At 42.6% G+C, this 13,577-nt stretch carries 12 protein-coding genes; 5 read left to right on the top strand and 7 right to left on the bottom strand.

Translation table 11 applies throughout. From position 1 onward, the window contains the following. Positions 1-223 precede the first annotated feature (223 nt). The 4 genes from M028_RS0104300 (at position 224) to M028_RS31400 (ending at position 4,022) form a co-directional block, all read left to right on the top strand. A complete protein-coding gene (locus M028_RS0104300; RefSeq protein ID WP_026572814.1) occupies positions 224-1,222 on the top strand; it encodes an NPCBM/NEW2 domain-containing protein in 999 nt (332 codons plus the stop codon). 224 nt (positions 1,223-1,446) lie between these two features. Then, positions 1,447-2,889, top strand: coding sequence for a C40 family peptidase (locus tag M028_RS0104295; RefSeq protein ID WP_026572813.1), 1,443 nt, complete (start codon positions 1,447-1,449; stop codon positions 2,887-2,889). 240 nt (positions 2,890-3,129) lie between these two features. Then, on the top strand, positions 3,130-3,561 hold the full coding sequence (locus tag M028_RS31405) for a hypothetical protein (RefSeq protein WP_051590922.1): 432 nt from the start codon (positions 3,130-3,132) through the stop codon (positions 3,559-3,561). A 53-nt stretch (positions 3,562-3,614) separates the two neighbouring features. Further along, the gene (locus tag M028_RS31400) at positions 3,615-4,022 is read left to right on the top strand and encodes a hypothetical protein (RefSeq protein ID WP_051590921.1); all 408 of its coding nucleotides are present in this window, start codon (positions 3,615-3,617) and stop codon (positions 4,020-4,022) included. Between the two features lie 632 nt (positions 4,023-4,654). Here the strand turns inward: M028_RS31400 and M028_RS0104285 are convergent. Next, positions 4,655-5,884, bottom strand: coding sequence for an ATP-binding protein (locus M028_RS0104285; protein WP_026572812.1), 1,230 nt, complete (start codon positions 5,882-5,884; stop codon positions 4,655-4,657). A gap of 170 nt (positions 5,885-6,054) precedes the next feature. Between M028_RS0104285 and M028_RS0104280 the strand changes: the two genes are divergently transcribed. Then, on the top strand, positions 6,055-6,597 hold the full coding sequence (locus tag M028_RS0104280; protein ID WP_026572811.1) for a flavodoxin family protein: 543 nt from the start codon (positions 6,055-6,057) through the stop codon (positions 6,595-6,597). 49 nt (positions 6,598-6,646) lie between these two features. On the opposite strand, the gene M028_RS0104275 is transcribed toward M028_RS0104280, so the two are convergent. The 6 genes from M028_RS0104275 to garD all read right to left on the bottom strand — a co-directional run bounded on the left by M028_RS0104275 (position 6,647) and on the right by garD (position 13,563). Then, entirely contained in the window at positions 6,647-7,138 is a 492-nt protein-coding gene (locus tag M028_RS0104275) for a DinB family protein (RefSeq protein ID WP_331280302.1), read from the bottom strand. Positions 7,139-7,378: 240 nt separating this feature from the next. After that, positions 7,379-7,927, bottom strand: coding sequence for a DUF3231 family protein (locus M028_RS0104270; RefSeq protein ID WP_026572809.1), 549 nt, complete (start codon positions 7,925-7,927; stop codon positions 7,379-7,381). Positions 7,928-7,932: 5 nt separating this feature from the next. After that, the gene (locus tag M028_RS0104265) at positions 7,933-8,490 is read right to left on the bottom strand and encodes a DUF3231 family protein (protein WP_026572808.1); all 558 of its coding nucleotides are present in this window, start codon (positions 8,488-8,490) and stop codon (positions 7,933-7,935) included. 110 nt (positions 8,491-8,600) lie between these two features. Then, a complete protein-coding gene (locus tag M028_RS0104260; RefSeq protein ID WP_051590920.1) occupies positions 8,601-9,920 on the bottom strand; it encodes an MFS transporter in 1,320 nt (439 codons plus the stop codon). A 98-nt stretch (positions 9,921-10,018) separates the two neighbouring features. Further along, entirely contained in the window at positions 10,019-11,368 is a 1,350-nt protein-coding gene (locus M028_RS0104255; protein WP_026572806.1) for a glucarate dehydratase family protein, read from the bottom strand. A gap of 665 nt (positions 11,369-12,033) precedes the next feature. Next, positions 12,034-13,563 carry a galactarate dehydratase gene (garD, locus tag M028_RS0104250; protein WP_442852771.1) on the bottom strand — a complete coding sequence of 510 codons (1,530 nt, stop codon included), beginning with the start codon at positions 13,561-13,563 and terminating at the stop codon, positions 12,034-12,036. Between the last annotated feature and the right edge of the window lie 14 nt (positions 13,564-13,577).

Here is a 13,577-nt window from a genome sequence, read left to right as displayed (position 1 = left end):
AAGCTCCCTCCTTAAAATAAAGTAGTCTTATTTTACCACTTTTAACATTGGAAGAAAATGGATATTTACAGATTCAAAGTATAGTATTCCATTATATTTTGAAAGGGATTTCCCACTTGGAATCATTTACCTTAGGGAAAACACTAGTAATTATTTCCTATGTGTGATATTTTTCCCTATGTAAATTATACTTATTTTTCTTATATTACGAGAGGAGACCCCTATGAAAAGAAAACTATTATTATCATTATTTGCAACCTTCCTTTTAATCAGTATTCCTACGATGTCATTTGCAAGTGGGAATTCACTGGCTTCATTAAAGCATGAAGTGAAAGTATTGAAAGCAAAAGTATCAAGCTTAACGTCTAGTAACAAAAAGACAACAGCCAAGTATAACAGCTTAGTTGCCAGCAACAAAAAATTAACAGCTAAGTACAATAGCTTGGTAGCAAGTAATAAAAGCTTAACCGCTAAGTACAACAGTTTAGCTGCCAGCAATAAAAGTTTAACAGCTAAGTACAACAGTTTAGCTGCCACAAATAAAAATTTAACCGCTGCGAACGCTACTTTGACCGCTAACAACAAGAAATTAACGGACGATTTGGCTTCTGTGATCTCTAAAAAGAATGGAACCATTTATATTGATGGTGCGAAAGAAGGCAATGCAGACTTTGTTAGTTACCAAGGGAAACAATATGTTGCGATGGACGGAATTGTGCCTGCATTAAGAGGAACAGATGAAAATTATAAGTACATCACAAGTAACAATGCCTTATATGTTGGAACTTTCCCTGTAAGTGGGTTAATCCAGCTTACAAATTTACCTTACTACTATAGAAGTATTGACACTATTCATATTAACAAATGGGACGATGGTAAAAGCTTAATTGTGAATGGGAAAAAAATGCTTACTGGATTTGGAGTACTCTTTGACTGTTCATGTAATTCCGAATACATCGATTATAAATTAAACGGAAAGTATCGAAACCTTTCATTTAAAGCTGGTTTAGATGATTTAGGAATTGGCAACGGTACAACCGGGAGTATTACTGTGTACGCTGATGGAAACGTTATTTATGACAGTGGTTTGTTAGAGACTCAGGATGATCCAAAACTAGCAAACTTGGATGTATCGGACATTAAGATGCTAAGGATAGAGTTCCATACTGATGATCCTTATTCTACTTATTTTGTGTTCGGAGACCCGCTTTTAACTCCTTAATCTTGTAAAGATCAACGGTCCTACCGGGATACAGTAGGACCTTTTCATGGTATAAGCATTTTACAAATTAACTACGATTTCTCCACCATTTTTCCACACAGAATCCCCCTTACCCCTCAAAATCCTGCCTCTTTTGTCATCTTTTTCAATTTTGTGCCCCGAAACACTAGCAAACTATGATAAAATATTTAAAAAGTGAAAAAATAAAGAGGTGAAGGGACTCAATGAAGAAAACAATAGTCCGTGCGGTTTCGACAGCAGCGGTTTTATCAGCAGTTTACGCAGGGACAGCGCATGCTAGTACATATACGGTCAAAAAAGGTGACAACCTATCACATATTGCCTCGAAACATAACACCAGTGTACACACACTAATGGCATTGAATGGTTTAAAATCGGATTTTCTACAGGTCAATCAAAAACTTAAGCTCCCAGACACAAAAGCAAAAACGACTACTGTTACGAAGACATCCTCCCCGGTGAAGACGTATACCGTCAAAAGTGGTGACGCCTTAATTAAGATTGCCAATAAGTATGATGTAAGTGTTGGGGACATAAAGCTGTGGAATGGGCTGGATAGCACGACCATTTATCCTGGTCAGGTGCTAAAGGTTGCTGCTGGGTCGTCAGGGGCAACTTTTACGACGGAAGCGGTGGCAAAGAAAACATCTACTACCACTTCTAATACGGCAACGACTACGTATGTTGTGAAAACAGGCGATAGCCTTAGTAAAATAGCCGTAAAATTTAAATCAACGGTGTCGGAATTGAAGAAGTTGAACGGATTGAAGTCTGACCGAATTCGGGTTGGCCAGAAGTTGAAGGTTCCTGGTAAGGAGAAAACTACTTCTACTACTACTTCTTCGACGACAAAAAACGTGTCCACTTATACCGTTAAATCTGGTGATACACTCGGAAAGATTGCTAAGCAATTCGGTCTTAGCTTGCAGGATTTGAAAGCATTGAATGGCTTGAAGTCCAATTTGATTCGTGTTGGACAAAAGTTGAAAGTGACTGGGAAGCCGGCAGTTGCTGCTAAACCACCTGCGCCACCGGCAAAGCCGCCTGTTCAGCCTGCTAAACCGCAGACTCCGCCAGCTGATGCGACCGATTATATCGTGAAAAGCGGCGACACGTTAGGCGGGATTGCTCGTAAAGCCGGGATGACGGTTGCGGAGTTGAAGACACTGAATCAATTGAGTTCTGATCGGATTTATGTGGGTCAGAAACTGAAGATTAAGGGGACGTCTGTTTCTGTACCGGAGTCGACGCAGCCTGAGACACAGCAGCCTTCCGGTACTGATGTTTCTGCAAAAATTGTAAGCACCGCCAAAAGCTTAATCGGCGTCCCTTATGTCTGGGGCGGAAGCACTCCGTCAGGGTTTGACTGCAGCGGCTTTATCTATCATGTGGCCAACCAGGCCGGCATCGATATCGCTCGCTATTCTGCGGATGGCTTTTATAACCGTTCTTATTATGTAGATAAGCCAAAGCCTGGCGATCTCGTATTCTTTGAGAATACGTATAAGAATGGAATCTCCCATGTTGGTTTCTATATTGGCGATAACCAATTCATCCATGCCGATGGAACCAAAGGAATCACGGTAGCCAGCCTAAGCAACTCTTACTTCAAAGAGCATTTTGCTAGTTTTAAGCGATTTTATTAATTTTTGCAGTATTCCTGAGCCAGTCTTATATGGGCTGGTTTGGGGCTGCTAACTGCATAAATACCCACCTTCAAAATCCTTTTAATCTTACCCACCGCTTCTTCATCTCAATCCCATTCCATTAAACTGATATTGCTGAGATTCCTGTTATTTTGCTTGTCTAGAATGGCCAATGTTCTTGTCCCGCATATGTCCCTGCTTCTAGAAAAAGATAACTAAATAAAAAGGATGGATCCAACCATGGAAAAGGAAATAAGCTACCATTCAAATGATATCTTGATGAAATCCCTCAGTGAGCTTTATAAAGATCAAGTATTAAGTGTCTACCAGCTGGATTACCCTAGAATCAAAGAAGTCCTCCCCAATAACTTTCCTCGGATGCAAGTGGATGAACGTAGAGCAGATAACGTATTCTCACTTGAGGATGAATCTATCCTGCTTTTGGAATATGAAACAAATAAAAGAATCGTAGAAAACCATCTCAAGTATTGTGAATATGTTCTTCGCATCGTCAATCGATTTTATAACCAGAGCAAACAAATTAAAAAAGTCCATATCGCAGTTATCTATTCAAGCGATATTATTCCAGATCTTCAATTATTAGATATGGGAAGTATGTTTATAGAGACAAAGGCTGTTCGCTTCGAGCCTTTGACGGCGACCAAACGCTGATTGAGATAAAAGATAAGATAGAAAGTGGATTTTCGCTTTTAAAAGAGGATATAATGAAGCTAATTCTTGTTCCACTAATGAACAGCAATCAGAACCGGCAAACGCTCATTCGCCAAAGTATCGAATTAGCACAAAATATCCAAAATGATTTTGAACAAATAGCTGTAATCGTAGGTATATTGACAGCAACAGACAAAATCATTGATGAGGAATATTCAAAAAGCATTAGGGAGTGGTTGCGAATGTTAAAAGTCGAGAAAATCTACCAACAAGAAAAAGAACAAGCTTTAAAAGAGCTTGCGTATAAAAAAGAGGAAGAAAAGAAAGAGCTTCTAAAAGAACTTCTATTTGAAGCATATAAAAATGGTGATTCCCCCAAAACAATCCAACGACTAATTGAAAAAGGCAATTTTAATCAGGATGAAATTGAGGAGATTTACCGACAAGTTGAAAAGCATTAGTACTTAAAACAAAAATTAGGACCGGCCTCATCGAATGAGGCTGGTTTTTTTATGAAAATCGTGAGATTTTCGCTGTCTTTGTTTTTTAATAGTTTTCCTAGATTATTGGGTTAGTCTTAGGTCCCCACTTCTAGCTCGCTTCAGGCTGAAGGCTTGGTTCCTAACATTGCAATAGGTAGTGGGAAAGTGGATGGGTTCATTTTCATAAGATGATTAGTCGTGGTTATGGTTTGGTTTTTGGGGAATGAGGGTTGTTTTCTGTGTTTTTGGTGACGCATATTATGACGGGTGCGGTATGTTTAGTTAGTGAGTTGCTGGCGAAGAAAAATTACCTTTTTCAGTAAGTTCGCATTCTCAGATTAGAGCTCCTTTTATATCTATTTCGTGTACCCACCGGTTTTTGCTCTTTACCCACCACTTTAGGGAGTTTACATTCCGGTTCTAACCAATATACACTACTTTTGCCCTTTTACCCACCACTTCGTATTCAATCTGCTGGAATGAGGGTATCCTTCATGATCAAATCCCTTCTTCAAAGCAAAATTACCATTTTCAACAAAAATACCTGCCACTTTGGCAGGTATAGGGACGATTTATCTAATATTCTTCTTACTTCACGAGCAACCCCCGCCCTACGACATCACCAACAACGACTGCGTAATCGTTGGCAGCGTGACCTCTACCGTGGTGCCCTCGTCTACTACACTCGTAATCTTAATTTCTCCGTTATGGTTTTCGATAATTTTGTAACAGGTCATCAGGCCGAGGCCGGTGCCTTTTTCCTTTGTGGTGTAAAACGGCTCGCCAAGTGTCGGAATACGGTCTTCAGGAATCCCCACGCCCTGGTCGATGATTTGAATCGATATTTTGCCATCTTCCTTTTGCTTGACCTTCACGTCGATTTGGCCGCCTGTGGGCATCGCCTCAATCGCATTCTTCAGCAGGTTCAGAAATACCTGCTTGAGCTGATTCTCCTCGCACATCACCATTGGCAGGTCGCTGTCGAACTCGACATAGATCTGGACATTGTTCAAAATCGACTGGGTATTGATCAGGGTGACGACGTCATTGATTAAATTTTTCACATCTTTTTCAATCAAAACCGATGCGGTTGGCTTGGCGAGTACGAGGAATTCACCGACGATGCTGTTAATCCGGTCGAGCTCTGAGAGTACGATATCAAAATATTGCGGGTGATTTTGTCCGGACTTGAACAGCTGAATAAAGCCGCGGATTGATGTGAGCGGATTGCGGATCTCATGGGCAATCCCAGCCGCCATCTGGCCGAGCAGTGCGAGCTTCTCCGATTTTTGCAGGAGCTGGTCTGTTTGTTCTTTGCGTGCTGAAATGTCCTTTCCCATTGAAAGCACGGCTTTCTGGCCGCCAAAAACTATGTACATCGAAGAGACTTCGAAGAAAAAGGTTGAGCCATCGAGCCGTTTTGCCTTGTATTCGATGGTATTGACGGGGGACTTTTCCTTTTGGATCTGTTTAAAGCGTTCGCGTGCGCGGTCTTGATAATCCGGCACGAGAAAATCAAAAATCGGTCTTCCTATCAGTTCCTCTTTGTTTTTTGCCCTTGCCATGCGGACAGCGGCGTGATTGGCATAGAGAAATTTATGATCTTTTAGTATGTATACCGGGTCTGGCAGGGAATCAATGAGTTTTTTGTAGCTGCGCTCACTTTCCCGGACTTTTTTTTCGAAGTGGCGGGCTTTGTCATATTGATAGCCCACGATCCATGCAATCACGGTGAAAATCAAAAAATCGATGGTGAAAAATTCCTGTTGGTGATACATTTTTTGAAAAGCAGTAAATAATAACGAAATACCTACGAGCGTGATTTGTCCTGTTTTCCTCATTGCCTTGACCTCTTACGATTCTCTTTTTACCTAAATTATATCACTTAAGGGAAAAATGGCGGTAATGGTAGTTTTATGTATATCTTTGTCGACTCGAACACGGGATGATGGGTTTCGGTTGATTTTTGGTATGATGGAAGGGAAATCCATTTATAAAGGAGATGGAACAGATGTCAATTGCGGTTCTTTACGGGGGAACTCGTCCAAATGGGAATACGGAAGCACTGACTGAGCATGCGATTCGCGGGTTGGATGTAGAGAGAATCAACTTAAGGGATTTTTCAATTTTGCCGATTGAGGATGCGCGCCATGATGAGGCCGGATTCCAAGATCGCGGAGATGACTATAATGCTGTGATTGACCGGGTGTTGCAGCATGACACGTTGATTTTTGCTACGCCGGTTTACTGGTACAGTATGTCGGGGACGATGAAGAACTTTATTGATCGCTGGTCGCATTCGATGCGGGATGCGCGGTATCCTGATTTTAAGAAGCAGATGGCTGCGAAGAAGGCCTATGTAGTTGCGGTTGGCGGCGATAATCCGTACTTGAAGGGGTTACCGATGATCCAGCAATTCAAGCATATTTTTGATTTTATGGGGATGGAGTTTGCTGGGTATGTGATTGGTGAGGGCAATAAGCCCGGGGATATCCAGCAGGACAAAACTGCCTTACATGCTGCCGAACAGCTTCAATTGAAGCTTAAAAACTGACATTGCGATAATGGGACCGATTTTTTAGAGGATCGGTCCCATTTTTAGATTAATCTTCTGTCCCTAATACATCGGTGTTCGGGGGTTCATACCCCATTTGGCGTAACATGGCGACAATTTGCCCCTTGTGATGGAATTCGTGTGTAATGGTATGCATGAGCAATTTTCCGGCTGTGATGGATAGTGTTTCTGGTGCCTCTCTCCAAGGGATCTTTTTTTCCATCATCTCATTTAATTGATTTCTAGGAAGTTCAAATACCTCATTTACAATCGAATCTACTTGTTCAAAACGTTCCTTTATTTTTTCCAAATTAAATTGATCCCGTTCCTCCTTTGGAGTAATCGGCTTCTTTGTCTTTTCTAAAACAAATGAGCCGAGCCATGCATAGTAACAATCTGCTATATGTATCAATGTGTCCCGTACACTTTGCAAAGCGAAGCCATGTTGGTGAGTAAAATCATGGGGATTTAGTTGCGCACAAAAGTCTAATAGTGTGCCGCGGGTTTGTCGAACCCATTCATATTCGTTTTGATTCATCATGCCACCCACTTTCAAGGAATACTATTACTTATTTCATATGTGTAAAAAAATACCTTCTACTACTTAGCTTCTATGTCAGGTCAATCAAATAGGGGCGACTTCAGCAACCTCATTTATCCCAGCAGGTAATTCGACAAAAATCGGGTGGTGACAGGCACCACCCGATTTTTGTCGAATCTAGCGAAGTTGATGTTTCTGGTAGTTCAACAAGAAAAAGCCATCCCTTTAGGACAGCTGTTGTCATTGACTCGGTAAACCGGGGGGATAATAAAGAGGTGGAACTTTCAGCCACCCTCGTTTTTTTAGAAGGGCTTTCATGTTTGATCCAAAAATCATGTATTCCTCTAAAAATTCTATCCAGATCAAACCAACATCATTGCGTGCGCACTCATTGATCGCGGTAGCACAATAGGAAATACCTAAATACATTTTAATACTAATGCTGTTTGCAAGTTCATCATCGGTCAACTTGACACCGGGCGGTACCTTATTTGGGTCTGAGATGGGTTTCGACTCACTTAAAGGCGGTAAGGGTACTCCTTCTGACTGTAACAATGCAATCATTCGTTCTTTCTGTGATTTGAGCATGGATATGGTTTCTTGATAGGCTTTCCTTAATTCGGGGTCCGTTGTACTGTTCATCCCTGCCTCCGAATGGACTTGTTCATCCCCCATTTCAGAAAGGAAGGACCAAAAAGTCATAACCTCCCCAACATGTAACGGTGGTTTCGGCTCATCGTCCATCAACGATTGAACTATATTTTTAACCGCTTCTAATAGGTCTGGCACATTTCTCACCTTCCTGTATTCGGAGAACCTGGTGGATGATACGGCGGTGGAGATTTGAGCCACCCTCGTTTTCGCATTACTGATTTAAGTGTCGTTAAAAAGATGATATGTTCGTGTAAAAATTTCCCCCACATGATGCCAACATCGTTACGGATTGTTTGAGCTGAAGCAGCGGAACAGTTGGTAATCGCCATCGTGATTTTTTTCCTAAGACTGTTTGCAAGTTCGTTATCCGTCAATTTCACACCAAGCGGGACACTATTTGGATCTGAGATGGGTTTGGATTCACTAGTGGGTGGTAAGGGTACTCCTTCTAATCGCAAAAAGGCTGCAAGCTGCTCTTTCTGCGCTTTAAACATCTCTACTGCTTCATGTAGAGCTTTTCTTAATTCAGGGTCGGTAGTGCTGTTTATTCCTGCTTCCGTCTGTACCTGCGTCTCCGCGCTTAAAGCTAAAAATAACCAGCAAGACATCACTTCACCAACATGTAATGGCGATTTGGGCTCATCGTCCACTAACGATGCAACCACATTCTTAATAGCTTCGAATACATCTGGGCACATACTCTACCTTCCTTTCTTTCTGTTAATTTCTCCTGAAGGTATATTTTTCATACAAATAGTCGACAAAATTCGGGTGGTGCCAGGCACCACCCGAATTTTGTCGAAAATGACTATTTTTTATCTGCTAATTCAAGTCTTTCTGGTTTGTTTACGATGAAGATGTAGGCTAGTGCTCCGATCATCATGACGCTTGCTACAAAGATGAGGGCGCCGTTGAAGGAATGGGTTTTGGCGAATATTAGTCCGATTACTAATGGTGTGACAATTCCTGCTGTATTTCCGATTGTATTAAAGATACCGCCGGTTAAACCAACCAGTTCCTTTGGTGCCATATCCCCGACAAGGGACCACGTAATCCCTGCCATCCCTTTAGCGAAAAAGGATAGAGTCATAATAATGATAATAATCGAAATATTTGAAGTGTAGTTCGCTAATACGATGCTGCTTGATAAAAGAAATCCCGCAATGATTGGTGTTTTACGTGCCGTAGCGAGTGATTTTCCTTTTTTCAATAAGGTGTCAGAAAGAAATCCTCCGAAAAGACCTCCAAAAAATGCTCCCACATACGGGATCGATGCGGCAAAACCGGTTTGAATAAGGGTCAAGCCTTTCTCTTCAACAAGATACGTAGGGAACCAAGATAAGAAAAACCATACAATCGTATTCATTGCGTACTGACCAATATAAATTCCAGCCATTTGGCGATTGGTCAACAACAGACGGACATCAGACCATTTCCATTTTCGCTTTTGTTCTTCATTGGCAAGTCCCCCGCCTGAATTAATATAATCAATTTCCGCTTGATTGACACGTGGATGATTATAAGGTTCACGGACAAACTTAAACCATAGGAGTGCCATTACGATCCCGGCTCCTCCTGATACCCAAAATACATGACTCCAGCCAAAATCTTTTAAGATCCATGTCATAACCGGTGTAAAAAGGGCTAATCCAAAAAATTGTGCAGAGTTATAAATCGATACCGCTCTTCCACGCTCATGCTGCGGAAACCACATGGTGGTTAATCGGCTGTTTCCTGGAAAGGACGGAGCTTCCATGATTCCCACTAAGAATCGTAAAATGAATAATCCTACTAATGTGCTGATAAATCCTTGAAAAAACGTACAAGCGGACCATAATAATAAGGCAATTCCATAAACATTTCGTGCGCCAAATCGATCGAGCAGCCATCCGCCTGGGATGTTAAAGATCGTATATGCCCAGTTAAAAGCTGAAAAGGCAATTCCCATTTTTACCGCATCAAAAGCGAGATCTTCTCGCATGACGGGAGCAGCGATACCAAGAGCAGAACGGTCAATATAGTTAATAATCGTAACGATAAATAACATGGAAAGGATTAAATACCGGACTCTGGTTTGTTTAAGGTTCTGACCCTCAGGGCTAATCCGTTGAGCACTGCTATTATTCATTAAGACTTCCTCCTATTCTTTGAAAACATGAATCTACTTTTTTAAGACTGTATGAATGGTCATGGTTGTTTTCAAACTAAGATGGTTGAAGCGGACGGTTATCTCACCAAGCACGGTTTCTTGGAATGATATTGCCAATCTTTAATGAGATATTGCATCGAAATGGTATCATCCCGATCGTGGTACGGTAATTTACGATATAATTCATTGGCTTTCATGACTTTATCCATATTGATTTCCACACCCAGACCTGGTCCTTCCGGTAGTTTAATGACTCCATCTCTAATTTGCATCGGATTGTCACATAATTCTTGACCATCCTGCCAAATGTAGTGGGTATCGATTGGCGATATATTTCCTGGTGCGGCAGCTGCGACTTGGGCAAAGGCTGCTAAGGTAATATCAAAGTGGTTATTGGAGTGGGATCCCCATGTTAAACCCCAATCCTTCAATAGATAGGCCATCCGAATGCTTCCATTTAATGACCAGAAATGAGGGTCGGCTAACACAATATCCACTGCTCGAAGTGCAGCTGCATGATGGAATTGGCGCCAGTTGGTTGCAATCATATTGGTCGCAACTGGCAGACCCGTTGCATCTTTGAATTCAGCCATAATCTCACGGCTGGAGAATCCAGCTTCAGGACCGCATGGGTCTTCAATATAGGCTAGAATGTCATGTTTTCCTTTGCAAAGCCTTATAGCTTCTTCTAAGGACCAAGCCCCGTTTGGATCGAGGTTGATTCTTGCCTCAGGGAAGGCTTCATGTAACGCTTGAATCGCTTCCATTTCTTCGTCGCCGCTTAAGACCCCGCCCTTTAATTTGAAATTCGTAAATCCATAACGGCTGTGTGCTGCTTTTGCTTGAGCAACTATTCCTTCAGGCGTTAAGGTTTCCATTCGTCTTACCCGATCCCAGTCATCCTTCCATTCGGTTTCGCGTAGATAAGGCAGATTCACTTTTTCATGATCAGCGATATAGAATAGATATCCCAAGAACGGAACCTCTGTCCGCTGTAGACCTCCATCGCCAAGGAGAGCGGCGATGGGCTGGTTCACAAATTTTCCAAGTAAATCCATCATCGCGCATTCAACGGCGGCTTCTGCCTGGACGACAAATTTCAAATTGGCTAAATTTAATCCTTGTAACCCTTCACCAGAATCACCTTTTACACTTAAGCCCCCGCTCCTTATAGCCGTAAGGCAGCCTCGATAATTGGCAATTTCTTGGCCTACGACAAACGGGCGATAACTTTCTAGCATTCTCGTAATGTCTTCGCCGCCATGAATCTCACCGATTCCCTTATTTCCCGTTTCATCTTCTAAGATTACAATATTACGGGTAAAAAAAGGTCCATGACAGCCGCTTAGGGTAAGCAGTGCACTATCATATCCGGCAACGGGAATCACTTTCATATCTGTGATGATGGGGGATCCTTGTTTTCTCATTCCTACTATCCCTCCTTTAAAGAATTATTTGACAGCGCTATCAATTTAGCGTGTTCTGGCTCATTACTAAAAAAAGTTTGCTTTTAAAGCTTCGCAGATAAAAGTCTGAGTATCGCAGATAAATGCCCCAGCAACGCAGATAAAAGTTCATTTTCGGCAGATAGATCTTTTTGAATGTGTAATTTTCTAAGTTAATCTATGAAAATAGCTATTTTTGGCGACCCTTTCGGGGGGATTCCCCACCCAAAGTGTCTCCTATTAGACTCATTGGCGACAATTTCTGCGTGATTCATGGCCTAACTGTCGCCTAGATGCCTTATTGGGGACAATTCCTGCGTGACCCATGGTCCAATTGTCGCCTAGATCATTCATTGGCGACAATTCCAGTGTGATACGTGGTCCAACTGTCGCCTAGATCATTCATTGGCGACATTTCCAGTGTGATACGTGGTCCAACTGTCGCCTACAGGACTCATTGGCGACATTTTCTTCGTGATCCGCGGTCCAACTGTCGCCTAGAGGACCCATTGGCGACATTTCCTGCGTGTTCCGCGGTCCAACTGTCGCCTAGAGCGCTCATTGGCGACATTATCATGCTGATACGTGGTCCAACTGTCGCCTATAAGCAAAGATTTCATCAAAAATTCGGCCATACCAGAAAATTTTCACGTAATCGGAGCTGGATTAAACAAGGCTAAGTCATTGTGCAATCCCCAATGCTCCGTCCATGTTTTCTTTTGGCCGCTTGCCACTTCCAAAATAAAGTGGAAAATCTCCCAGCCCACTTCTTCGATCGTTCTTTCACCCGTCGCAATCGTGCCAGCATTAATATCAATCAAATCGTCCCAATGCTCTGCCAAAGCGTTCCGGGTAGCCACCTTCACGACTGGTGCCATGGCCAATCCATAAGGCGTCCCTCTTCCCGTTGTAAAAACTTGAAGATGCATCCCCGAAGCCAGCTGTAAGGTGCCACAGACAAAATCACTGGCTGGTGTAGCTGCAAAAAGTAACCCTTTTTCAGTTGCCTTTTCACCAGGTGCAAGTACGCCGGAAATCGGACTTTTCCCTGACTTTGCAATCGAACCCAATGATTTCTCCACTACATTGGCTAATCCGCCTTTTTTATTCCCTGGAGACGGATTCGCCGATCGGTCTACTTGCCCTCTGGACAAATACTGATCATACCATTCCATTTCACGAATTAACGCATGTCCTACTTCTTCATTGACCGCCCGCGGTGTTAATAAATGAATCGCATCGCGTACTTCAGTAACCTCTGAAAATAATACCGTTGCCCCAGAGCGAACCAATAAATCGGCTGCATAACCAACGGCTGGGTTCGCTGTGACACCTGAGAAGGCGTCACTTCCCCCGCATTGAAGGCCGATGACTAGATCGGAAACCGGACAGGTTTCCCGTTTTCTTCTATTTAATCGGATTAATCTCTCTTCGGCCATTTCCATAATCGAGTGAACCATGCCCATCATCCCCTGCTGGTCTTGCAGGGAAAGGATATCAGTTTCATTCCGGTTCGGAGTGATTCGAATTGGTGAGAGCTTCTCACATCCCAGACCAATGACCATTGCTTCTCCCCCGAAATTCGGGTGTTTGGCTAGGTTTGTAATGGTACGAATCGGAATTTCAGCTTCTGGGGCATTGATCGCCACCCCGCATCCATAACTATGGTTTAAGGCCACGACATCATCCACATTCGGATACTTCGGTAAAATCTCTGCCTTTATTTTTCGAACAACAAAATCAAGAACGCCGACCACACATTGAACACTTGTGGTAATCCCTAGGATATTCTTGGTTCCGGCACTGCCATCCTGATTCCGAAACCCTTGAAACGTATATCCTTCTAATGGAGGCAACGCTTCGGGAACCTGATTGGCGATCGGCAACTCGTTTAAATTAGGAGAGGCCGGCAGTTTTACTAACGACTCTTCCACCCAGCTGCCTTTCTGAATGAAGGCAGCTGCATAACCAATCACTTCTCCGTAGCGGATAATCGCTTCATCTTCCTGGAGATCGGTTAAGGCTACTTTATGCCCCTGCGGAATTCTTTCTTTCAGTTCCAGTCCACAGGAGAAAACCGTCCCGGAATCCAATCCCCCTGTATTCACGACAATCGCTACATTGTCTTTTTGATCTACTTGAATGTAAAGAGGTGTTTCTTTTACCTTCGTTTTCAAGTTCATGGTCCTCC

Source organism: Bacillus sp. UNC438CL73TsuS30, from assembly GCF_000482325.1.
GTDB lineage: Bacteria > Bacillota > Bacilli > Bacillales > Cytobacillaceae > Neobacillus.
This window is presented reverse-complemented; position numbering and strand designations above follow the sequence as displayed.

Excerpts from the sequence above, each read along its gene's own strand:
- M028_RS0104300 (WP_026572814.1), top strand. The coding sequence starts at position 224 with ATGAAAAGAAAACTATTATTATCATTATTTGCAACCTTCCTTTTAATC.
- M028_RS0104295 (WP_026572813.1), top strand. The coding sequence starts at position 1,447 with ATGAAGAAAACAATAGTCCGTGCGGTTTCGACAGCAGCGGTTTTATCA.
- M028_RS31405 (WP_051590922.1), top strand. The coding sequence starts at position 3,130 with ATGGAAAAGGAAATAAGCTACCATTCAAATGATATCTTGATGAAATCC.
- M028_RS31400 (WP_051590921.1), top strand. The coding sequence starts at position 3,615 with ATGAAGCTAATTCTTGTTCCACTAATGAACAGCAATCAGAACCGGCAA.
- M028_RS0104285 (WP_026572812.1), bottom strand. The coding sequence starts at position 5,884 with ATGAGGAAAACAGGACAAATCACGCTCGTAGGTATTTCGTTATTATTT.
- M028_RS0104280 (WP_026572811.1), top strand. The coding sequence starts at position 6,055 with ATGTCAATTGCGGTTCTTTACGGGGGAACTCGTCCAAATGGGAATACG.
- M028_RS0104275 (WP_331280302.1), bottom strand. The coding sequence starts at position 7,138 with ATGATGAATCAAAACGAATATGAATGGGTTCGACAAACCCGCGGCACA.
- M028_RS0104265 (WP_026572808.1), bottom strand. The coding sequence starts at position 8,490 with ATGTGCCCAGATGTATTCGAAGCTATTAAGAATGTGGTTGCATCGTTA.
- M028_RS0104260 (WP_051590920.1), bottom strand. The coding sequence starts at position 9,920 with ATGAATAATAGCAGTGCTCAACGGATTAGCCCTGAGGGTCAGAACCTT.
- M028_RS0104255 (WP_026572806.1), bottom strand. The coding sequence starts at position 11,368 with ATGAGAAAACAAGGATCCCCCATCATCACAGATATGAAAGTGATTCCC.